Origin of the sequence: Spiroplasma ixodetis (assembly GCF_040369795.1) — a bacterium.
Lineage (GTDB): Bacteria > Bacillota_I > Bacilli_A > Mycoplasmatales > VBWQ01 > Spiroplasma_E > Spiroplasma_E ixodetis_B.
Window position 1 is genome coordinate 914461 of the sequence record NZ_AP028955.1, and the last position, 23335, is coordinate 937795.

General features: G+C 25.2%; 27 protein-coding genes, 3 pseudogenes and 1 other annotated feature. Of the genes and pseudogenes, 19 read left to right on the top strand and 11 right to left on the bottom strand.

The window, feature by feature from the left end; all coding sequences use genetic code 4:
* Positions 1-150 precede the first annotated feature (150 nt).
* From ABWV63_RS06605 to ABWV63_RS06615, 3 genes are read right to left on the bottom strand one after another with little or no spacing between them, the layout of a single operon-like run.
* Positions 151-444 carry a hypothetical protein gene (locus ABWV63_RS06605; protein ID WP_353305703.1) on the bottom strand — a complete coding sequence of 98 codons (294 nt, stop codon included), beginning with the start codon at positions 442-444 and terminating at the stop codon, positions 151-153.
* 12 nt (positions 445-456) lie between these two features.
* A complete protein-coding gene (locus tag ABWV63_RS06610) occupies positions 457-867 on the bottom strand; it encodes a hypothetical protein (protein ID WP_353305704.1) in 411 nt (136 codons plus the stop codon).
* 2 nt (positions 868-869) lie between these two features.
* On the bottom strand, positions 870-1100 hold the full coding sequence (locus ABWV63_RS06615; protein WP_353305705.1) for a hypothetical protein: 231 nt from the start codon (positions 1098-1100) through the stop codon (positions 870-872).
* A gap of 62 nt (positions 1101-1162) precedes the next feature.
* Between ABWV63_RS06615 and ABWV63_RS06620 the strand changes: the two genes are divergently transcribed.
* From ABWV63_RS06620 to ABWV63_RS06690, 15 genes are all read left to right on the top strand, one after another.
* The gene (locus ABWV63_RS06620; RefSeq protein ID WP_353305706.1) at positions 1163-1408 is read left to right on the top strand and encodes a transposase family protein; all 246 of its coding nucleotides are present in this window, start codon (positions 1163-1165) and stop codon (positions 1406-1408) included.
* Between the two features lie 297 nt (positions 1409-1705).
* Complete coding sequence (locus tag ABWV63_RS06625; RefSeq protein WP_353305707.1) at positions 1706-1897, top strand: transposase; 192 nt, start codon at positions 1706-1708, stop codon at positions 1895-1897.
* A 204-nt stretch (positions 1898-2101) separates the two neighbouring features.
* A complete protein-coding gene (locus ABWV63_RS06630) occupies positions 2102-2581 on the top strand; it encodes a DDE-type integrase/transposase/recombinase (protein ID WP_353305708.1) in 480 nt (159 codons plus the stop codon).
* 95 nt (positions 2582-2676) lie between these two features.
* The gene (locus ABWV63_RS06635) at positions 2677-2850 is read left to right on the top strand and encodes a hypothetical protein (protein ID WP_353305528.1); all 174 of its coding nucleotides are present in this window, start codon (positions 2677-2679) and stop codon (positions 2848-2850) included.
* A 299-nt stretch (positions 2851-3149) separates the two neighbouring features.
* Positions 3150-3530: a transposase family protein gene (locus ABWV63_RS06640; RefSeq protein ID WP_353305709.1), complete on the top strand. Its 381-nt coding sequence runs from the start codon at positions 3150-3152 to the stop codon at positions 3528-3530.
* Positions 3531-3702: 172 nt separating this feature from the next.
* Entirely contained in the window at positions 3703-4425 is a 723-nt protein-coding gene (locus ABWV63_RS06645; protein ID WP_353305710.1) for an IS256 family transposase, read from the top strand.
* A 57-nt stretch (positions 4426-4482) separates the two neighbouring features.
* On the top strand, positions 4483-4614 hold the full coding sequence (locus ABWV63_RS06650) for a hypothetical protein (protein ID WP_338979449.1): 132 nt from the start codon (positions 4483-4485) through the stop codon (positions 4612-4614).
* A gap of 215 nt (positions 4615-4829) precedes the next feature.
* Complete coding sequence (locus tag ABWV63_RS06655) at positions 4830-5189, top strand: IS630 transposase-related protein (RefSeq protein WP_353305711.1); 360 nt, start codon at positions 4830-4832, stop codon at positions 5187-5189.
* Positions 5190-5265: 76 nt separating this feature from the next.
* A complete protein-coding gene (locus ABWV63_RS06660) occupies positions 5266-5718 on the top strand; it encodes an IS630 family transposase (RefSeq protein ID WP_353307206.1) in 453 nt (150 codons plus the stop codon).
* 110 nt (positions 5719-5828) lie between these two features.
* Positions 5829-5954, top strand: a sequence feature (ribosomal protein L10 leader region).
* Between the two features lie 36 nt (positions 5955-5990).
* Positions 5991-6482 (top strand): 50S ribosomal protein L10, encoded by a 492-nt coding sequence (gene rplJ, locus ABWV63_RS06665; RefSeq protein ID WP_353305712.1) that lies wholly within the window; start codon positions 5991-5993, stop codon positions 6480-6482.
* A gap of 41 nt (positions 6483-6523) precedes the next feature.
* Positions 6524-6904, top strand: coding sequence for a ribosomal protein L7/L12 (locus tag ABWV63_RS06670; protein ID WP_353305713.1), 381 nt, complete (start codon positions 6524-6526; stop codon positions 6902-6904).
* A 182-nt stretch (positions 6905-7086) separates the two neighbouring features.
* Positions 7087-10797, top strand: coding sequence for a DNA-directed RNA polymerase subunit beta (locus tag ABWV63_RS06675; protein WP_353305714.1), 3711 nt, complete (start codon positions 7087-7089; stop codon positions 10795-10797).
* A gap of 24 nt (positions 10798-10821) precedes the next feature.
* The gene (gene rpoC, locus ABWV63_RS06680; protein WP_353307207.1) at positions 10822-14574 is read left to right on the top strand and encodes a DNA-directed RNA polymerase subunit beta'; all 3753 of its coding nucleotides are present in this window, start codon (positions 10822-10824) and stop codon (positions 14572-14574) included.
* A 93-nt stretch (positions 14575-14667) separates the two neighbouring features.
* A complete protein-coding gene (locus ABWV63_RS06685) occupies positions 14668-15045 on the top strand; it encodes a hypothetical protein (protein WP_353305715.1) in 378 nt (125 codons plus the stop codon).
* Positions 15046-15222 (top strand): hypothetical protein, encoded by a 177-nt coding sequence (locus tag ABWV63_RS06690; protein WP_353305716.1) that lies wholly within the window; start codon positions 15046-15048, stop codon positions 15220-15222. It begins immediately after the preceding gene.
* Between the two features lie 115 nt (positions 15223-15337).
* Here the strand turns inward: ABWV63_RS06690 and ABWV63_RS06695 are convergent, their stop codons facing one another.
* Both ABWV63_RS06695 and ABWV63_RS06700 read right to left on the bottom strand, forming a co-directional pair.
* Positions 15338-15826, bottom strand: a complete 489-nt coding sequence (locus ABWV63_RS06695) for an IS630 family transposase (protein ID WP_353305717.1) — start codon at positions 15824-15826, stop codon at positions 15338-15340.
* Positions 15827-15838: 12 nt separating this feature from the next.
* Positions 15839-16225 carry an IS630 transposase-related protein gene (locus tag ABWV63_RS06700; protein ID WP_353305718.1) on the bottom strand — a complete coding sequence of 129 codons (387 nt, stop codon included), beginning with the start codon at positions 16223-16225 and terminating at the stop codon, positions 15839-15841.
* A 121-nt stretch (positions 16226-16346) separates the two neighbouring features.
* Between ABWV63_RS06700 and ABWV63_RS06705 the strand changes: the two genes are divergently transcribed.
* Together ABWV63_RS06705 and ABWV63_RS06710 are read left to right on the top strand one after the other, a co-directional pair.
* Complete coding sequence (locus ABWV63_RS06705) at positions 16347-16568, top strand: hypothetical protein (RefSeq protein ID WP_353305719.1); 222 nt, start codon at positions 16347-16349, stop codon at positions 16566-16568.
* An 80-nt stretch (positions 16569-16648) separates the two neighbouring features.
* Positions 16649-17314, top strand: a complete 666-nt coding sequence (locus tag ABWV63_RS06710) for an IS256 family transposase (RefSeq protein ID WP_353307208.1) — start codon at positions 16649-16651, stop codon at positions 17312-17314.
* Positions 17315-17361: 47 nt separating this feature from the next.
* Here the strand turns inward: ABWV63_RS06710 and ABWV63_RS06715 are convergent.
* A pseudogene (locus ABWV63_RS06715) lies at positions 17362-18582 on the bottom strand (IS256 family transposase).
* 132 nt (positions 18583-18714) lie between these two features.
* Here ABWV63_RS06715 and ABWV63_RS06720 point away from each other — a divergent pair.
* Positions 18715-18960 (top strand): annotated as a pseudogene (locus ABWV63_RS06720) (transposase); the annotation flags it as partial.
* 32 nt (positions 18961-18992) lie between these two features.
* On the opposite strand, the gene ABWV63_RS06725 reads toward ABWV63_RS06720, so the two are convergent.
* From ABWV63_RS06725 to ABWV63_RS06745, 5 genes and pseudogenes are all read right to left on the bottom strand, one after another.
* Positions 18993-19658, bottom strand: a complete 666-nt coding sequence (locus tag ABWV63_RS06725) for an IS3 family transposase (RefSeq protein WP_353307209.1) — start codon at positions 19656-19658, stop codon at positions 18993-18995.
* Positions 19659-19924: 266 nt separating this feature from the next.
* Positions 19925-20203, bottom strand: a complete 279-nt coding sequence (locus ABWV63_RS06730; RefSeq protein WP_353305720.1) for a transposase — start codon at positions 20201-20203, stop codon at positions 19925-19927.
* A 148-nt stretch (positions 20204-20351) separates the two neighbouring features.
* A complete protein-coding gene (locus tag ABWV63_RS06735; protein ID WP_353305721.1) occupies positions 20352-20591 on the bottom strand; it encodes a hypothetical protein in 240 nt (79 codons plus the stop codon).
* A 91-nt stretch (positions 20592-20682) separates the two neighbouring features.
* Complete coding sequence (locus tag ABWV63_RS06740; RefSeq protein WP_353305722.1) at positions 20683-21570, bottom strand: hypothetical protein; 888 nt, start codon at positions 21568-21570, stop codon at positions 20683-20685.
* Positions 21571-21758: 188 nt separating this feature from the next.
* Positions 21759-22843: pseudogene (locus tag ABWV63_RS06745) on the bottom strand (IS3 family transposase).
* A 179-nt stretch (positions 22844-23022) separates the two neighbouring features.
* Here ABWV63_RS06745 and ABWV63_RS06750 point away from each other — a divergent pair.
* On the top strand, positions 23023-23202 hold the full coding sequence (locus ABWV63_RS06750) for a transposase (protein WP_353307210.1): 180 nt from the start codon (positions 23023-23025) through the stop codon (positions 23200-23202).
* The last annotated feature ends 133 nt before the right edge of the window (positions 23203-23335 follow it).

The following is a 23335-nucleotide window of genomic DNA, read 5'->3' on the forward strand; positions in this document are numbered from 1 at the left end:
ATTTTTAATTTAATTAGCAATTTCACTTAATATTTTTAATACCTTATATTCATTTTTTAATTCTTTAATAATAAATATTAAAAATATTATTAGTGTTATGCTTGTTATTAACATTGGCATTATTAATAAAATTTTTCATAATATATTTTTTTACTCTTTTCATTTTTTAAATCATTTAACATTTATTGAACAAAATGCACGATTTTTAGGAATGTTTAAAGTATTAAAGATTTGACCAGTTACTATAATTTCATCATTTTTGTTTAATAAAATACATCGTTTATAAAATTTTGGGTTATTAAAAATTAAAGTAACATAGTTTAATCCATTTCATTGACCTCTAACACTATAATATAATTCTTTATTACCTTTTTCGTAATATTTTGATTCAATAGCATTACTTAGTTTTACTGTTAATTTCACATAATTGGATTTATCTTTCATTTTTATAATTCCTTATAATTGGGTTTGCTTATACGCATCTTGTTCATGTTTTGTTAATTTTATATTTCCTTGATAATTTGGTATTTTATCTTTATTTTTTGGATGGTTTTCTTGATAATCTCAATTCATAATATCTTGTACTAATACCATTAATGCACCAATAATTTTAGGTGTTGCTAAGGGATTGGTTAATAATTGTTTTGGGTTTAAATAAAAATTTTCTACACTTACTAATAATTTTTTATTATTTAAAAATTTCTTAAAATATTTTAATTTTTCTTTATAAATATTTTTACATTCTAAAATAGTTTTTGCTTGGAATGTTTCATGAAAAATAATATTATTAGTTTCATTTGAATATATAACAATTCCATTATTGCCAATACCAGCTGGGTCGATACCAATCTTTATTTCATATTGCATTATTAATCAAATTCTCCATTTTTAATTTCATCTCTTAATTTAATAATAAATAAGAATGGAGTTAAACCTTGTGTATCACCAATATAAAAGGTTTCATAATCAAGTATTCTATTAATTATTTTTTCTTTATATTCATTAATTACTTCTTTTTTAAAATCTTCTCTTAATTTTTCTATATTATTTAAATGTTCTTTTATTAGACATATTCCGTAAATAAATTTTTTAAAAGTCAATTAATAATTTAAAATTTATTTTATAATTTCTTTATTAATAAATTAATAAGGTGTTGATAAAAATGAATTTTGAAAATTTAAAAAAATTAAAAAATGAACAATTTTATAGATATTTTGGTATAAAACGTTTTCATTTTGATGAAATGTTAACAAAATTAATTGAAATAGAAAATTTAAAAAAAACTAAAGGTAGAAAATATAAACTTTCAGTTGAAGAAAGATTGATGATGACTTTAGTATACTGAAAAGAATATTATACTTTTTTCCAAATGAGTATTAAATATAAAATAGACATATTCCGTAAATAAATTTAATCAATTGTCAATAATAATATTTATAAATTTTTTAGTGTTAATAATTATAGAAGTTAATATTTTTAAAAAAATACTTTAAAAATAAATTTATATTTCAAACACAAAAATTGTTAATATTATTTTTATATTAACTTGATAAAAATTTAAATTTTTAAAAAAATATTTTTAATATTTTTTTATTTTAATTGTTTTGTTTTATTAATAATTTCTTGGTCTGGATGGGTTACACTTTATTGGACACTAATTACATAGACAAGTGAACAAATTAGTTAAAAGAAAGGAATTATAATTATGGACAATATTAACTCATATTCAGATGAATTTAAAAAACAAATAGTAGCTTTATATCAAAGTGGTAAGTCAGTGTCTTGTCTTGTTAAAGAGTACAATGTTACAAGAGCAGCTACTTATAATTGAATTAAGCAATTTACTAATTCAGGCATTTTTAAAACCAAAGATAACCATTCTGTTAAAGAAAATTAATTAATTAAATTAAGAAAAGAATTAAAACAGTTACGAATGGAAAATGATATTTTAAAGCAAGCAGCACTAATAATAGGCAGAAAATAGAAATTATTACTAAAAATAAAGTTAAATATAAAATTCGTACAATGTGTCGTTTTTTAAAAATCTCTAAATCAACATATTATTTTAATTTCAAAAAAAGAAGATAAAATTCAAAATAATATGTATGATGAAGCTGTTATTAGTGCTTTTAAAGAAAATAAAGAAGCTTATGGAACAAGAAGATTAAAAGTTGTTCTAAAAGAAAAGAAAATTAATTTATCAAGACGAAAAATTAAAAAAATTATGAATAAACATAATTTAATATCAAAATACACTAAATTATCATACAAAAATTATCATAATAAAGTCAATTATAGTCAAATTACTAATCTTGTTAATAGAGGCTTTAATAATAGGCTTAAAAATGAAGTTATTGTTAGTGATTTAACTTATGTTCAAGTTAATGATAAATGAAACTATATTTGCTTATTAATCGACCTGTACAATCGCGAAATTATTGGACATAGTGTAGGTACTAAAAAAGATGCATCATTAGTATATCAAGCATTTATGCGCTCAAATCGTTGTTTAAAAAATATTCAAATATTTCATAGCGATCGCGGTAATGAATTTAATAATAAAACTATTGATAAACTTTAGACATATTCCGTAAATAAATTTTTTAAAAGTCAATTAATAATTTAAAATTTATTTTATAATTTCTTTATTAATAAATTAATAAGGTGTTGATAAAAATGAATTTTGAAAATTTAAAAAAATTAAAAAATGAACAATTTTATAGATATTTTGGTATAAAACGTTTTCATTTTGATGAAATGTTAACAAAATTAATTGAAATAGAAAATTTAAAAAAACTAAAGGTAGAAAATATAAACTTTCAGTTGAAGAAAGATTGATGATGACTTTAGTATACTGAAAAGAATATTATACTTTTTTCCAAATGAGTATTAAATATAAAATGAGTGCATAAAGTTGTTTTCGAAATATTACTTGAGTAGAAAATAAACTTAGTGATGACAAAGATTATCAGTTTTTAAAAACAAAATATAAATCAAAAATTGATAAAAAACAAGAAGATTTAAATGAATTTCAATTGTATTTAATTGATTCAACTGAAATTGAAATTGAAAGACCAACTAAAAAAAACTACAGTTAGAATATTTTTCTGGTAAAAGTTGAATGTTTTCTATAAAATTTCAAATTATATATGACTTTTTTTAATAAAAAAATTGTTGATATTTTCGCTGATAATGGAAAAGTACATGATTTTCAAATATTAAAAAATTCAAATCTTGAATTTTCAGAAAAAACAATAATTATTGGTGATTTGGGATATCAAGGAATACAAAATATTTATAAAAATACTATATTACCAATTAAAAAAACTAAAAATAAAAAATTAACTAAACAAGAAAAAATCTACAATAAAATTATTTCAAAAATTAGAATTAAAGTTGAACATGTTTTTGCTTGATTAAAAAGATTCAAAATTTTAATAAATAAATGTAGAAAAAGTATATTTAGACTTATGTACTTAAGATTTAACTTACTTTGTGAAATTTTTAATAAAACAAAACCATTAAAATAAAAAAATATTAAAAATATTTTTTTAAAAATTTAAATTTTTATCAAGTTAATATAAAAATAATATTAACAATTTTTGTGTTTGAAATATAAATTTATTTTTAAAGTATTTTTTTAAAAATATTAACTTCTATAATTATTAACACTAAAAAATTTATAAATATTATTATTGACAATTGATTAAATTTATTTACGGAATATGTCTAATATATGCCAAAGGCATGACTTTATCAGATATTAGAATGCAGTTACAAGAGTTATATCATGGTTCTGATATTAGCGAAATTGTTATTAGTCAAATTACTGATGATGTTATTGATGATGTTAAAGCATGACAAAATCGGCCATTAGAAAGTTTTTATCCGATTGTTTATTTTGATTGTATAGTAGTTAAAGTACGACAAGATAAACGCATTATTAACAAATCAGTTTATATAGCACTAGGAGTTGATTTAGAAGGTAAAAAAGATGTTTTAGGTTTATGAATTAGTGAAAATGAAGGTTCTAAGTTTTGATTATCTAATTTCACAGAAATGAAAAATCGAGGCTTAAATGATATTCTTATTGCTTGTAGTGACAATTTAACAGGAATGTCAGAAGCAATACAATCAGTTTATCCTAAAACCGAACATCAATTATGCATAGTTCATCAAATTAGAAATAGTTTAAAATATGTTTCATACAAACATAGAAAATCACTAGTTACAGATTTAAAACCAATTTATAGTGCATGTAGCGAAGAACAAGCAATGCAAGCTTTAGAATCTTTTGAAAGTAAATGAAATAAACAATATCCTCGAATTGCTAAATCATGATATAAAAATTGAGATAATTTAATGGTTTTTATTAGTTATCCTGCAGAAATCAAAAGAGTGATTTATACAACAAACGCTATTTAATCTGTTAATAGTTAATTACGAAAAGTTATTAGAAATAAAAAAGTTTTTCCAAATGATATGGCAGTTTTTAAAATATTTTACTTAGCAATTGAAAATATAACAAAAAAATGAACAATGCCCATTCAAAATTGAAATACAGCAATTGCTCATTTTATGATAAAATTTGAAGATAGAATTAATCTAAACTAGTAACTTTGTAAAAAGATACACAGATTTTTAAAAAGCCTCTTTATTTTTAATTTATTTTATTAATTTTAATTAAGTATTGATGAAATTAGCATTTATAGCTAACTAAAGTAATGTTTACTTATAAATAATGTAAAATAATAATATGTAATTTAAACAGTTTTTGAATTTAAAAGTACAATTCAGCAATATTTAAAATAGATTAGGAAGATTAAATTATGCCAAAACCATACAGTGAAGAATTACGAAGAAAAGTAATAGAAGCCTACGAAAGTAAAAAAATGAAAATTAAAGAAATTTGTAAAGTGTTCAATATTACTAGAAAGACTTTATTCTTATGAAGAAAAAGAAAAAAAGAAACTGGGCATATAAAACCAATTTTGAATTATCAAAAAGAACATAGCCACAAAATAAAGGATTTAGATGAATTAAAAAATTATTTTGCACTAAATAAAGATGTTACAGTTCAAAAAGTGATTGAAAAATTTGGTGATATGACTAAAGAAACAGTTTATAACTATTTCAAAAAACTAAATTATACATATAAAAAAAACTTTTTTATATGAACAAAGAGATAAAAATAAACAAGAAGATTTTTTAAAAGAAATAGCTAAAATAATGAATTAAGATTTAGTATATATTGATGAATCTGGAATTGATGATAATGAATTTTATAAATATGGTTGATCTGAAAAAGGTAAAAGATTATTTGATAATAAACCCGCATATAAAATAAAAAGAATGAGTATAATTGGTTCACTAAATAAAGGTAAATTAAAAGCCCTATGAGCATTTGAAGGACATTGCAACAGTAAAATTTTTGAATCATATTTAAAAAATATACTAATTCCAGTATTAAATCGTGGACAAATTATAGTTTTAGATAATGCAACGTTTCATAAATCTAAATTAGCACAACAATTAATTGAAAATGCTGGATGCAAACTATTATTTCTTCCACCATATTCACCTAATTTAAATCCAATTGAACATTTTTGATTTGCTATAAAACATAATATAAGAAAAATATTACCAAATTATTGACCAAATATTAAAAAAGCGATTGATTTTGTTTTTCAAGATATGAGTAAACATTACTTTAGTTAGATATATGTTATTAAAAATAGTTTTTTATATCTTAAAAGATATATAATAAAAAATTATTTATTTAATCTTTTGTAAATTTTTCTTGATTTTAATATATATATATCATATAATATAAAAGCTAGAATAAGCCAAAGACAGCAACGGACTTTTGTCTTAATTATGTTGCTCAGGTAATTTCCGTCATTATATATGCATGTGATTTACTCGGTTTTGCTCCGAGTTTTATTTACTACTTATTGCTAGTTATTTCAGAATAATAAGGAGGTGTACTTATGCGCCCAGCAATGGTTGAAAAACAAAAAACTATTGATTTAATTGCTAAGCAAATTAATGATTCAAAAACAACAATTGTTGTACAATATCAAGGTATGAATGTTGAAGAAATTAGTTCTTTACGTAAGGAATTAAGAACTAAAGGTGCAACATTCACTATTTATAAGAATAACTTAGTTGCTCGTGCTTTAAAAAAAGAATATTCATCGCTTGAAAGTAGTTTAGTTGGCCCAAATGGTTTTATCTTTGGATTTGAAAACGAGTTAGAAACAGCTAAAATAGTTTCTAATTATGCTAAAATTAATAAATTATTAGTATTAAGAGGTGGTATTTTCGAAGGGAAAGTTATTGACCAAAGTGAGTTACAAAAAATAGCTTCATTACCATCAAAATTAGAATTAATTTCAATGTTAGCTTCTTTTTTACAAGCGCCAGTTCGCAATTTGGCTTTAGCAATTAAAGCAGTAGCCCAAAAAAAAGAAAACGCATAATTAACACTTATTAAATAAAAAAATATATGGAGGAAAAAATAATGGAAAATATTACAAATAAACAAATTATTGAACATGTTAAAACAATGACAGCAGTTCAATTAAAAGAATTAGTTGAATTAATTGAAACAACTTTTGGAGTAACTGCTGCAGGTGCTTCTGCACCAGCAGCAGTTAAAGAAGAAGCGACAAAACCATCAACAGTTTCTGTAATCTTAAAAGAAGTAGGAGACAAAAAAGTTGATGTTATTAAAGCAGTTAAAGCAATTGTTGGTGGTACAATGTCTTTAATGGACGCTAAAAAAATGGTTGATGCAGTAGCGACAGGACCACAAAAGATTTTAGAAAATATTGATACAGCAAAAGCAACAGAACACGAATCAATGTTAAAAGCCGTTGGTGCTATTGTTGAAGTTAAGTAGTTCAAATATTAAAAATTTATATGAAAACCAGTTTTAATTAATACTGGTTTTCTGTTTGTTATTTAACTAAAAATTATCAACTTAAAACTTAATATTTTATCAAACTAATTAGTAAATTAATACTAATTAACTGAAATCAAATTATTTTATTTTAATAAATTTTTAAAATTGGAGATGAACCAATGTCATATACTACAAAACAATTTGGTCATTATGCTAAAAGACGTGACTATACTAAAGTATCAGGAAATTTAGATCTTCCTGATTTAATTTCAATTCAACGTGATACTTATAAATGATTTATTGATACAGGAATACAAGAAGTATTTAATGAAATATTTCCGGTAACTGATAATGATAATCGTATTATTTTATCATTGATTGATTGAGAATTTCGTAAACCAAGAAGAACATTAAAAGAAGCAAAAGATGAGTCAAAAACTTATGAAGCACCAATCTATACAAAATTATCTTTATCAATTCATGAAAATAATTGTCATTTAACTATTGCTGCTAAAGATAATATTTTAGATTATTTAATGCATTGAATTAAAGACCAATTTGGTATTAAAAACATTAATGAACCAAAAGTTAGCGATAATATATATTATTTTGAAGAAAAAAATGTTCATGCTAATAGTGAATTTTCAACTATTGAAGTTACTATTAAAAGTAGAGAAGAAGATGTTTTAATTGTTGATTATACATTAACTCGTGAAGGAGATGTATTTTTAGGTGATTTTCCATTAATGACACAAAAAGGAACATTTATTATTAATGGAAGTGAAAAGGTTGTTGTTTCGCAATTAGTTCGTTCACCAGGTGCATATTTTAAAATTGAAATTGATCCAAAAACCGGATTATATAAATTTTTAGGTGATTTAATTCCATCACGTGGAACTTGACTAGAATTTGAAACTGATTCTAAACGTAATAAATTAGTTCGTAATAAAAATACAATTAAAGATATTATTCAAGTTAAAATTGAAAAATCACGTAAAATTGCAGTAACCACTTTACTTACTGCCTTAGGATTAACTAAAGATGATGTTATTAATATCATTGGTAAAGATGATGTTTTATTAAATACTTATGAATATGATGAACATCAAAATTGACCAGCAGCAGTACAAGAAATTTATAAAAAAATTAAAGCCGGGGAAACTGCCAGTGTTGATGGTGCTGCAAAATTTTTAACTGGATTATTATTTGATTCAAAAAAATATGATTTAACAAAAGCAGGAAGATATAAGCTAATTCAAAAATTAGCTATTACAGATCGTGTTTTAAATTACACTCTAGCTGAAGATATTAAAGATATTAGAGGTAATGTTGTTTTATCCAAAAAAACAGTAATTGGTAAATCACAATTAGAAATTCTAAAAACAGTATTAGAAGAAGGAGCATGTTTAGTACCTTTAAAAACATTAATCAGTGATAGTGAACCAAAACATTATGTTCAGTTAATTAAAGTTTATAATGATAAAGAAAGATTAAATGAAGTTATTAATGTCGTTGGAATTAATCCTAAATGTAAAGAAGTGATTATTACTATTGCTGATATTTTAGCAACCCTTTCTTATATTTTAAATTTTGTTCATGGTATTGGTAATGCTGATGATATTGATCACTTAGCAAATCGTCGTATTCGTACAATTGGTGAATTACTACAAAACCAATTTCGTATCGGAATGGGACGTATTGAAAAAAACGTTAAAGAAAAAATGTCAACTACTGATAGTGATAAAATGAAACCAGCAAATATTACAAATAATAAACCATTAACAGCTGTTATTGGTGAGTTTTTTAACTTATCACAATTATCACAATTTATGGATCAAACTAATCCATTAGCAGAATTGGCTAATAAAAGACGTTTAACTGCTTTAGGACCTGGCGGATTATCACGTGATCGTGCTAGTTTAGAAGTTCGTGATGTTCACTATTCTCACTATGGAAGAATTTGTCCAATTGAAACTCCTGAAGGGCCTAATATTGGTTTAATCAATAATTTAGCCACTTATGCTCGTACTAATGAATACGGTTTTATTGAAACACCTTACCGTCAAGTAATTGCAGGTAAAATTACTAATGAAATTAAATATTTAACTGCCGGTGAAGAAAAGAATTATATCATTGCACAAGCTAATATTGAATTAGATACTAATAATGTTATTAAAAATAATAATGTTATTGCTCGTAGTAATGGTCAAAATATTATTGTTGGACCAAACGAAGTTGAATATATTGATGTTTCGCCAAAACAAATTGTGTCAATAGCTACAAGTTGTATTCCCTTTTTAGAAAATGATGATGCTAACCGTGCTTTAATGGGAGCTAATATGCAACGTCAAGCAATTCCATTATTAAAACCCCAAACACCAATTGTTGGTACGGGTGTTGAGTATGCTGTTGCTCGTGACTCAGGATTAGCTATTGTTGCTAATTTACCGGGAGTTGTACAATATGTTGATTCTCATGAAATTATTATTAAATCAGAAGATGAAATAACAACTTATGAGTTAAGTCGTTTTGAACGTAGTAATCAAGGAACAGCAGTAACTCATGTGCCATTAGTAAAAGTTGGTGATAAAGTTGAAGTTAATCAAATTTTAGCAGATGGACCTTCGATGAAAGATGGCGAACTTGCATTAGGACAAAATGTAATTATTGCTTTCATGACTTGACATGGTTATAACTATGAAGATGCTATTATTATTAATGAACGTTTAGTAAAAGATGATGTTTATACTTCAATGCATATTGAAGAATATAATTTAGAATGTCGAAAAACAAAACAAGGTAAAGAGGAAATTACACGTGAAATCCCTAATACTTCTGAACAATCAAGACGTTATCTTGATGACGAAGGAATTGTTTTAATTGGAACTGAAGTTAAAGAAGGAGATATTCTTGTTGGTAAAGTTACACCAAAAGGTCAAACACAATCAACTGCTGAAGAAAAATTATTAGCAGCTATTTTTGGTGAAAAATCACGTAATGTTAAAGATAATTCATTACGAGTACCTAATGGCGGTGCTGGAATTGTTCAAGGTATTAAACGTTATAAACGTGAAGATGGTTTTGACTTACCTTCAGAAGTAGAGGAAGTAGTTAAAGTATTTATTGTACAAAAACGTAAAATCCGAGAAGGAGATAAAATGGCTGGAAGACACGGAAATAAAGGTGTTATTTCTAAAGTCTTACCAATTGAAGATATGCCTTTCCTAGAAGATGGAACACCGGTTGATATTATGTTAAATCCATTAGGAGTACCATCGCGAATGAATATTGGACAAATTCTTGAATTACACTTAGGAATGGCTGCTAAAACTTTAGGAATTAAAGTAGCAACCCCTGTTTTTGATGGTGCAAAAAATCAAGACTTGTTAGATATTATGAAAGAAGCAAAATATAATGATTTTGATAAATTAACATTATATGATGGTTTAACTGGTGAAAAGTTTGCCAAGAAAATTTCTGTTGGTGTTATGTATATGCTAAAACTATCACATATGGTAGATGATAAATTACATGCTCGTAATGTGGGTCCATATTCATTAATTACTCAACAACCATTAGGTGGCAAGGCACAAAATGGTGGACAAAGATTTGGAGAAATGGAAGTTTGAGCATTAGAAGCTTATGGCGCTGCTCATACTTTACAAGAAATCCTAACTATTAAATCTGATGATATTAAAGGTAGAATTAAAACTTATGAAGCTATTCTACGTAATAAACAGATTCCAATGCCAGGTATCCCTGAATCATTTAATGTTTTAACAAAAGAACTACAAGGTTTAGGAATAAATATTGTGTTAATTGACGAAAAAGGTCAAGAACAAAAAGTGGTAACTTACGATGAAGAAGTCGAAAGTTATCTTGAGGATTAGAAAAGGAGTAATAAATATATGCAAATGCAAAAAAATTCAAAACATTATACTGCCCTTAAAATTTCTCTTGCTTCTCCCGATCAAATTCGCTCATGATCACACGGAGAAATTACAAAGCCAGAAACAATTAATTATAAGTCATTAAAACCTGAAAAAGATGGATTATTTGATGCACGAATATTTGGACCAACTAAAAATTATGAATGTACTTGTGGTAAATATAAGAAAATAAAAAATAAAGGTAAAGTTTGTGAACGTTGTTTAGTAGAAATTACTGAAGCAATTGTTCGACGTGAACGTTTAGGACACATTGAGTTAGAAGAGCCAGTAACTCATATTTGAATGTTAAAGGCTTCTCCTTCAAGAATTGCGTTAGCATTAGATATGAAAGCTAAAGACTTAGAAGAAGTAGCATATTTTGTTTCTTATATTGTTTTAGATCCAGGGACCGCTAAAGATTTAAAACAAAAAATGATTATGGATTTAGGTAATGCTAAATCTTCAACTGATACTCGTAATCGTTTACGTAAAGTATTTGCACAAATTTTAGAACAATTAGAACCTTCTTCTTTCGCTTATACTCGTGCTCAAATGTTAACTGATACTTTAGCAGATACTTCACGTCCATTTTCAATGGATGAATGTGCTCAATTTATTACTAAACATACTGGAACAAAATTTGGAATTGGTGCTTCAGCTATTGAGTATTTATTAAAAAATATTAATTTAGAAAAAGAATTTCTTGCCGTTAAAAAACAATTGACAAACAAGAAATCACAAACTGATCGTAGAAAACTAGAACGTCGTTTAGATGTTATTGATTCATTTGCTAAATCAGGAAATAAACCAGAATGAATGGTATTACACGCTATTCCGGTGATTCCACCTGATATTCGTCCAATTATTCAGTTAGATGGTGGTCGTTTTACAACATCAGAAATTAATGATTTATATCGAAGAATTATTATTCGTAATGAACGCTTAAAAAAAGTAAAACAAATGGGAGCACCAATCTTAATTATTAATAATGAAAAAAGAATGTTGCAAGAATCAGTTGATGCTTTATTTGATAATGAACGTAAAGCACGTCCAGTAACAGGAAGAGATAAACGTCCATTAAAATCTTTAACTTCAACATTAAAAGGAAAACAAGGACGTTTCCGTCAAAACTTATTAGGTAAGCGTGTTGATTATTCAGGTCGCAGTGTTATTGCTGTTGGCCCGGAATTAAAAATGTATCAATGCGGTATTCCTCGTGATATGGCAATTATTTTGTTCAAACCTTTTGTTGTGCAAAGATTAGTTCATCAAGAATTAGCTTTAAATATTAAAATTGCTGAAAAATTAATTGAAATCCAAGATGAACGAATTTGAGATGTTTTAGAAGAAGTAATTAAAGATCGTCCTGTTTTATTAAACCGTGCCCCAACTTTACATCGTTTAGGAATTCAAGCATTTGAACCAATTCTAGTTAAAGGGAAAGCTATTCGTTTACATCCACTAGTAACTCCTGCTTTTAATGCTGACTTTGATGGTGACCAAATGGCTGTTCACGTGCCAATTACTCAAGAAGCAGTAGCTGAAGCAAGAAGTTTAATGTTAGGTTCAAAAAATATTTTAAGTCCTAAAGATGGTAAACCAATTGTTACGCCAACTCAAGATATGGTTCTTGGCAATTATTATTTAACTATTGAAAAATTAGATGAATTAGGTCAAGGTTCAATTTTTAAAGATGTTAATGAAGCGATTAAAGCTTATGATACAAAACAAGTTTCATTACATGCTATTATTGGAATTCGTGTGGCTAGTTTAGGTGCAAGTAAATTTGCTGCTACCGATCAAAACAAATTTTTAATTACTACTATTGGTAAGATTATTTTTAATCAAATGTTTTCAGAAAGAATGCCATTTATTAATCGCCCAAATATTATTAATTTAACTGAAACTCATAATGAAGATTTAGTTACAACTAATGTTGATTTTCGTGAATTTATTAAAAAAAGAGTTATTGTTGAACCATTTAAGAAAAAATCTTTAGCAGATATTATTCATAAATATTTTAAAACTTTTGGAACTCAATTAACTGCACAAATGTTAGATAAAATGAAAAATCTTGGTTTTAAATTTTCAACAATTTCAGGAACAACAATTTCTGCAGGCGATGTTGTATCTTATTCAGGTAAAACAAGATTATTTAAAGAAGCAGATGAATATGTTAAAACAATTAACAAGTTTTATAAACAAGGTATGTTAACTAATCGTGAGCGTCATTACCATATTATTAATAAATGAAGTGGTATTAAAAATAATATTCAAGTTGAACTAGAAACAGTTTTAAGAAAAGATATTGAAAATCCAATCTTTATGATGTGAGATTCAGGTGCTAGAACTAATATTAGTAATTTTACTCAATTAGTAGGGATGCGTGGTTTAATGAATAATCCAAAAGGAGAAGTTATTGAATTACCAATTAAATCTTCATTCCGTGAAGGATTAAATGTTTCAGAGTTCTTTATTTCTACCCATGGTGCTCGTAAAGGAATGGCAGATATGGCGCTTAAAACTTCTGACTCAGGCTATTTAACAAGAAGACTAGTTGACGTTTCACAAGATATTATTGTTACTGAAGAGGATTGTAATACCGGTAATGGCTTTATAATTAGTGACGTTGTTGACCAAAAACGTAATAATATTATTGTGCCGTTACGTGATCGTTTATTTGGGCGTTTTGTTCAAGGTGATGTTGTTGATAGTAAAAATAATGTAATTGTTGCAAATAATGAATTAATTACTGAAAAATTAGTAGAAACAATATTAGAGGCAAAAATTACAAAAATAAATATTCGTTCAGTTTTAACTTGTGAAGCAAGTTATGGTGTTTGTCAAAAATGTTATGGTATTAATTTAACAACAGGTTCTATTGTTGCTATTGGTGAAGCAGTTGGAATTATTGCGGCGCAATCAATTGGTGAACCAGGAACTCAACTAACGATGAGAACTTTCCATACTGGAGGAGTTGCTGGTGGTAGTGATATTACCCAAGGATTACCAAGAATTAAAGAATTATTAGATATTACTAATCCCAAAGGTGCTGTTGCTATTATTAGTGAGTTTGATGGTAAAGTAACAGATATTCGTGAAGAGCAAGGAATTTATACAATTACTGTAAAGTCAAAACTTGACTATAAAGAATATAAAACTCAATATAATGCACAGGTAAGAATTAAAATTGGTGATAATGTTAAGATTGGCCAAAAACTAACTGAAGGTGCAATTAATATTACACAATTACTAGAAGTAGCGGGAATCATTGAAGTTCAACAGTATATTTTAAAAGAAGTACAACGTGTTTATCGTTTACAAGGAATTGAAATTTCTGATAAGTATATTGAAATTATTATAAAACAAATGTTGAATCGTATTTTTGTAGTTGAAGGTAATGATTCACCATTATTGCCTGGGGCGATTGTTGATATCAAAGAATTTAAGAATGTTAATGCCAAAATTATTGTTGCTGGTAAAAAACCCGCTTTTGGTCATCCAATTATTTTAGGGATTAAAAAAGCACCATTAGAATCAGAATCATTCTTGGCTGCTGCTTCTTTCCAAGATACAACAAGAGTATTAACTAATGCTGTTATTAAGTCAAAACAAGATAATTTACGTGGTTTAAAGGAAAATGTTATTTTAGGAAACTTGATACCGGCCGGTACTGGTTTAATGCCAACTGAGAAGTTAATAGGTATGGGTAATTCTTCACTTGAAGAAGAATACTAAATTAAAATAAAAAGTGAGAATAAAATTCTCACTTTTTAAATATTTATATTTTATTTGGAAATTATCCCCGCATGTACTAGTGTGGAGGAAAAAATGAATTGAAATGAATTCAATAGCATATTTCAAAATGAAAACGATTGTTTGAAATATATAGCGAAGTTGAAAATAATGAAATGTATCAGGTGTGCTTCTTCTAGTTTGAATGTTTCTGATTTGAGAAGAATAAGATGTTTGAAATGTCATCAAACATTTAGTAATCTTCATGACACCATTTTTCATAAGTCACAAACACCTTTGACATCTTGGTTTTATCTCATCTTTAGATGAATAAACACAAAGCATGGTATACCATCAACAGATGTTGGAAGGGAATTGGGTGTGACATATAAAACAACTTGAAGAATGGGCCATGAAATCAGAACTAGAATTTGGAATCAAGATGCAGGGTTCATTGATGATGGCAAAGCATAGATGGATGAAATGTATCTTTCACATGTAGGTTTTATTAAACAAGGATCTTCCTTGTTTAATAAAACCTTGATTGTTGGAGTTTATGAGAAAACCAGCAACAAACTAATTGTGAAAGTATTGAAAAAAGCAGATGAGAAAAATGGAATGGCAACCTTTTTTAGGACTGTTTTTTGGTAGACATTTGTGCTTGGTGTGGCAATGTTTAGTAATCTGTGTAACTTACAAAAATAACTATGTTTAATTAATTCTAGTAAATAAAATTAAATAACTAGAAAGAGTGAGTTACGTATAGCTAACTAAAGTAATGTTTACTCATATCTTGAAAAACAAAATCAATCGCTTTTTTAATATTTGGCCAATAATTTGGTAATATTTTTCTTATATTATGTTTTATAGCAAATCAAAAATGTTCAATTGGATTTAAATTAGGAGAATATGGTGGAAGAAATAATAGTTTGCATCCAGCATTTTCAATTAATTGTTGTGTTAATTTAGATTTATGAAACGTTGCATTATCTAAAACTATAATTTGTCCACGCTTTAATACTGGAATTAGTATATTTTTTACATATGATTCAAAAATTTTACTGTTGCAATGTCCTTCAAATGCTCATAGGGCTTTTAATTTACCTTTATTTAGTGAACCGATTATACTCATTCTTTTTATTTTATATGCGGGTTTATTATCAAATAATCTTTTACCTTTTTCAGATCAACCATATTTATAAAATTCATTATCATCAATTCCAGATTCATCAATATATACTAAATCTTCATTCATTATTTTAGCTATTTATTTTAAAAAATCTTCTTGTTTATTTTTATCTCTTTGTTCATATAGAAAAGTTTTTTTATATTTATAATTTAGTTTTTTGAAATAGTTATAAACTGTTTCTTTAGTCATATCATCAAATTTTTCAATCACTTTTTGAACTGTAACATCTTTATTTTGCGCTAAATAATTTTTTAATTCATCTAAATCCTTTATTTTGTGGCTATGTCTTTTTTGATAATTCAAAATTGGTTTTATATGCCCAGTTTCTTTTTTTCTTTTTCTTCATAAGAATAAAGTCTTTCTAGTAATATTGAACACTTTACAAATTTCTTTAATTTTCATGTTTTTACTTTCATAGGCTTCTATTACTTTTCTTCGTAAGTCTTCACTGTATGGTTTTGGCATAATTTAATCTTCCTAATCTATTTTAAATATTGCTGAATTGTACTTTTAAATTCAAAAACTTTTTAAATTACATATTATTATTTTACATTATTTATGAGTAAACATTACTTTAGTTAGCTATATGTCTAAAAAACAAAATATTAATAATAATGATCCAATATCAAAAGCAGTAGATTTATTACTAGAAAATACTGAAGATTTAACAACAGTTTTTAAAGAGGGAGATTTATATAAAGAATTAACAAAAAGATTAGTTGAAAAAATGTTGAATTCTGAAATGCAAAATTATTTAGGATATGAAAAAATCAACATAATAATAGTGATAATGCTCGCAATGGTATAAGTTCAAAAAAATTAATAACTCAATAAGGTAAAATTGAGATTAATGTACCACGAGATCGTAATAGTAATTTTGAGCCAGTAATAGTTGCAAAAAGACAAAGAAGATTTGATGGTTTTGATCAACAAGTTCTTTCGTTATATGCCAAAGGCATGACTTTATCAGATATTAGAATGCAGTTGCAAGAGTTATATCATGGTACTGATATTAGTGAAAGTGTTATTAGTCAAATTACTGATGATGTTATTGATGATGTTAAAGCATGACAAAATCGGCCATTAGAAAGTGTTTATCCGATTGTTTATTTTGATTGTATAGTAGTTAAAGTACGACAAGATAAACGCATTATTAACAAATCAGTTTATATAGCACTAGGAGTTGATTTAGAAGGTAAAAAAGATATTTTAGGTTTATGAATTAGTGAAAATGAAGGTTCTAAGTTTTGATTATCTAATTTCACAAAAATGAAAAATCGAGGCTTAAATGATATTCTTATTGCTTGTAGTGACAATTTAACAGGAATGTCAGAAGCGATACAATCAGTTTATCCTAAAACCAAACATCAATTATGCATAGTTCATCAAATTAGAAATAGTTTAAAATATGTTTCATACAAACATAGAAAATCACTAGTTACAGATTTAAAACCAATTTATAGTGCATGTAGTGAAGAACAAGCAATGCAAGCTTTAGAATCTTTTGAAAGTAAATGAAATAAACAATATCCTCAAATTGCTAAATCATGATAAAAAAATTGGTGGATTTTTAAAAATCTGTGTATCTTTTTACAAAGTTACTAGTTTAGATTAATTCTATCTTCAAATTTTATCATAAAATGAGCAATTGCTGTATTTTGATTTTGAATGGGCATTGTTCATTTTTTTGTTATATTTTCAATTGCTAAGTAAAATATTTTAAAAACTGCCATATCATTTGGAAAAACTTTTTTATTTCTAATAACTTTTCGTAATTGACTATTAACAGATTCAATGGCATTTGTTGTATAAATAACTCTTTTGATTTCTGCAGGATAACTAATAAAAACCATTAAATTATCTCAATTTTTATATCATGATTTAGCAATTTGAGGATATTGTTTATTTCATTTACTTTCAAAAGATTCTAAAGCTTGCATTGCTTGTTCTTCGCTACATGCACTATAAATTGGTTTTAAATATGTAACTAGTGATTTTCTATGTTTGTATGAAACATATTTTAAACTATTTCTAATTTGATGAACTATGCATAATTGATGTTCGGTTTTAGGATAAACTGATTGTATCACTTCTGACATTTCTGTTAAATTGTCACTACAAGCAATAAGAATATCATTTAAGCCTCGATTTTTCATTTCTGTGAAATTAGATAATCAAAACTTAGAACCTTCATTTTCACTAATTCATAAGCCTAAAACATCTTTTTTACCTTCTAAATCAACTCCTAGTGCTATATAAACTGATTTGTTAATAATGAGTTTATCTTGTCGTACTTTAACTACTATACAATCAAAATAAACAATCGGATAAACACTTTCTAATGGCCGATTTTGTCATGCTTTAACATCATCAATAACATCATCAGTAATTTGACTAATAACACTTTCACTAATATCAGAACCATGATATAGCTCTTGTAACTGCATTCTAATATCTGATAAAGTCATGCCTTTGGCATATAATGAAAGAACTTGTTGATCAAAACCATCAAATCTTCTTTGTCTTTTTGCAACTATTACTGGCTCAAAATTACTATTACGATCTCGTGGTACATTAATCTCAATTTTACCTTGTTGGGTTATTAATTTTTTTGAATTTATACCATTGCGAGCATTATCACTATTATTATGTTGATTTTTTTCATATCCTAAATAATTTTGCATTTCAGAATTCAACATTTTTTCAACTAATCTTTTTGTTAATTATTTATATAAACCTCCCTCTTTAAAAACTTTTGTTAAATCTTCAGTATTTTTTAATAATAAATCTACTGCTTTTGATATTGGGTCATTATTATTAATATTTTTTTAGACATACGTAACTCACTCTTTCTAGTTATTTAATTTTATTTACTAGAATTAATTAAACATAGTTATTTTTGTAAGTTACACAGATTACTAAACATTACCAAAAATTGAGATAATTTAATGGTTTTTATTAGTTATCCTGAAGAAATCAAAAGAGTGATTTATACAACAAATGCTATTGAATCTGTTAATAGTCAATTACGAAAAGTTATTAGAAATAAAAAAGTTTTTCCAAATGATATGGCAGTTGTTAAAATATTTTACTTAGCAATTTAAAATATAACAAAAAAATGAACACTGCCCATTCAAAATTGAAATACAGAAATTGCTCATTTTATGATAAAATTCGAAGATAGAATTAATCTAAACTAGTAACTTTGTAAAAAGTGGAATGGCAACCTTTTTTAGGAATGTTTTTTGGTAGACATTTGTGCTTGGTATTTTATGGGGGTTAAGTAGTTTAGAGTGCTGTGGATTCTTATGTTGTTGTATCAATTGATATAATCAAATAATTCTAATTTTAATTGGATTAATGATGTAAAATTTTTATCATTAATAAATTCTGTTTTGAAAGTTTTGAAAGTTGCTTCAGCAACAGCGTTATCATAAGGACAACCTTTTTTGCTTAAAGAGCGGGTAATATTGAAGGCTAATAAAAGTTTATCAATAGTTTTATTATTAAATTCATTACCGCGATCGCTATTAAATATTTGAATATTTTTTAAACAACGATTTGAGCACATAAATGCTTGATATACTAATGATGCATCTTTTTTAGTACATACACTATGTCCAATAATTTCGCGATTGTACAGGTCGATTAATAAGCAAATATAGTTCCATTTACCATTAACTTGAACATAAGTTAAATCACTAACAATAACTTCATTTTTAAGCCTATTATTAAAGTCTCTATTAACAAGATTAGTAATTTGACTATCATTGACTTTATTATGATAATTTTTGTATGATAATTTAGTGTATTTTGATATTAAATTATGTTTATTCATAATTTTTTTAATTTTTCGTCTTGATAAATTAATTTTCTTTTCTTTTAGAACAACTTTTAATCTTCTTGTTCCATAAGCTTATTTATTTTCTTTAAAAGCACTAATAACAACTTCATCATACATATTATTTTGAATTTTATCTTTTTTTTGGTAATGTTTAGTAATCTGTGTAAATTAGTGATTTTACAACTAAAATTTATTTAAAAAACACAGTTTTTAGGAAAGTCCCTCTTTTTTGAAATTAAAATAATATGTTGATTTAGAGATTTTTAAAAAACGACACATTGTACGAATTTTATATTTAACTTTATTTTTAGTAATAATTTCTATTTTCTGCCTATTATTAGTGCTGCTTGCTTTAAAATATCATTTTCCATTCGTAACTGTTTTAATTCTTTTCTTAATTTAATTAATTCATTTTCTTCGATAGAACGGTTATCTTTGGTTTTAAAAATGCCTGAATTAGTAAATTGCTTAATTCAATTATAAGTAGCTGCTCTTGTAACATTGCACTCTTTAGCAAGACAAGACACTGACTTACCACTTTGATATAAAGCTACTATTTGTTTTTTAAATTCATCTGAATATGAGTTAATATTGGCCATAATTATAATTCCTTTCTTTTAACTAATTTGTTCACTTGTCTACGTAATTAGTGTCCAATAAAGTGTAACCCATCCAATACGCCTGTTGCGTTTTTATTTTTAAGTTTGATTTTATCATATACTTTTCTAATTTAAAAACAAATAATAATTACATTTTGGGTGATTTAGAAAGTTTAGATTTACTTACTGATGATTTTGAATCTTGTAAGTTTTTTAATCTCTCAGCTTGTCTTTCGCTTTCAGCAAGTAATAAATCAAGTTTTCTACTTTGTTGTTTTGCTTCATGTAATATTTTTTTTTCTTTTTCTTTTGCTTCTTTATCCATAACAAAATATGCTCCTTTTAATAGAAAAAACTTAGATTTTTTTCTACATTGTAAAATATCCACAAATAGTATAAAACTTTTTTCAAAAAAAAACAAAAGATAAAAGAAAAAAAGATAACTCTTTTTGAAAAGAGTTATCTACAAAAAAATTAATTTATTTGTACAATTCGTGCCTTAATTCTTTTTTTGTCATATGCTTGTTTTGTTCTGCATTTATTTTATCTTTATTAAAACTATCTATATCTGAATCAAATACCTCAGAAGCACTTTCAATTCCAGAATCTCTTAATTTAATTTCTTGTTTTAATTCTTGATTTTGCTTCATATGAAATTCAATTTCTTCTTTTTGACTTCTAATAATATTTTCTAAAGTCACACATTGACTATCAAATTTAATATTTTTACTATCTATAAAATTCATATGTTCTTTATTTTCTTGCTCTAATTTACTAATTTTGTTTCGATTTTCTTGCATGTTACTTTCTAATTGTTTTATTTTTTCTTTCCCACTTTCAATTAGTGTTTCAAGTTTGCGATTTGATTGTTTTAATTGGTCTCTTTCTATTTTTATATCATAATGTCTTTTTTCTATCTCACATAAAAGTTCATTTTCTTTATCATTTAATTTTTCAACTACATTTTCACATTTATTTTTTATATATTGGTAATTAAAATTAAAGTTTGACATCTCATTTTTAATGTCTCTGTTTCTATTAATTTTTCCAAAAGTAAAAAATCTAATCACAAAATTTTTAAAAAAATTTATTTTTTTACTTTCTAAATTTTTAACAATTCTTTTTTTTAAAGGTTTTAAATTAGTTCGTAATAAATTTAATTGTAATTTTATATTATTAATAGTTTCAAAAACAGAATTAAATTCAATATGTTTATCATTATCACCATTGCTATTAAGTTTTGATTTTATAGAATTATCAATATCTAATAAATAATTTTGTTCTATAAAAATAACTTTATCTTTTAAAGTTTTAAAATCAACTTTATCTTGAACTAATCAAAGTTGATTTTCCTTTGTATTTGACATGTTTTTCACTCCTTTTTAAAAGCATAAAACCTATTTACTTTTAATAAAACAAAGCAATGGGTTAAAAACTATATAAACATTTTATATTTACATTATATATTTTTTTTATCTAAAAGCAAATTAAAACAATAGACTTGGTGCAAAACCTTTAATTTTAACGATTTAACGATTTGGAATGGCAACCTTTTTTAGGACTGTTTTTTGGTAGACATTTGTGCTTGGTGTTTTATGGTGGTTAAGTAGTTTAGAGTGCTGTGGATTCTTATGTTGTTGTATCAATTGATATAATCAAATAATTCTAATTTTAATTGGATTAATGATGTAAAATTTTTATCATTAATAAATTCTGTTTTGAAAGTTTTGAAAGTTGCTTCAGCAACAGCGTTATCATAAGGACAACCTTTTTTGCTTAAAGAGCGGGTAATATTGAAGACTAATACAAGTTTATCAATAGTTTTATTATTAAATTAATTACCGCGATCGCTATGAAATATTTGAATATTTTTTAAACAACGATTTGAGCACATAAATGCTTGATATACTAATGATGCATCTTTTTTAGTACCTACACTATGTCCAATAATTTCGCGATTGTACAGGTCGATTAATAAGCAAATATAGTTTAATTTGCCATTAACTTGAACATAAGTTAAATCACTAACAATAACTTCATTTTTAAGCCTATTATTAAAGTCTCTATTAACAAGATTAGTAATTTGACTATCATTGACTTTATTATGATAATTTTTGTATGATAATTTAGTGTATTTTGATATTAAATTATGTTTATTCATAATTTTTTTAATTTTTCCTCTTGATAAATTAATTTTCTTTTCTTTTAGAACAACTTTTAATCTTCTTGTTCCATAAGCTTCTTTATTTTCTTTAAAAGCACTAATAACAGCTTCATCATACATATTATTTTGAATTTTATATTCTTTTTTCTTGAAATTAAAATAATATGTTGATTTAGAGATTTTTAAAAAACGACACATTGTGCGAATTTTATATTTAACTTTATTTTTAGTAATAATTTCTATTTTCTGCCTATTATTAGTGCTGCTTGCTTTAAAATATTATTTTCCATTCTTAATTGTTTTAATTCTTTTCTTAATTTAATTAATTCATTTTCTTCAACAGAACGGTTATCTTTGATTTTAAAACTACCTGAATTAGTAAATTGCTTAATTCAATTATAAGTAGCTGCTCTTGTAACATTGTACTCTTTAGAAAGACAAGACACTGACTTACCACTTTGATATAAAACTACTATTTGTTTTTTAAATTAATCTGAATATGAGTTAATATTGGCCATAATTATAATTCCTTTCTTTTAACTAATTTGTTCACTTGTCTACGTAATTAGTGTCCAATAAAGTGTAACCCATCCAAGGAATACAAAATATTTATAAAAACACTATATTACCAATTAAAAAAACTAAAAATAAAAAATTAACTAAACAAGAAAAAATCTACAATAAAATTATTTCAAAAATTAGAATTAAAGTTGAACATGTTTTTGCTTGATTAAAAAGATTAAAAATTTTAATAAATAAATGTAGAAAAAGTATATTTAGACTTATGTACTTAAGATTTAACTTACTTTGTGAAATTTTTATCAAGTTAATATAAAAATAATATTAACAATTTTTGTGTTTGAAATATAAATTTATTTTTAAATTATTTTTTTAAAAATATTAACTTCTATAATTATTAACACTAAAAAATTTATAAATATTATTATTAACAATTGATTAAATTTATT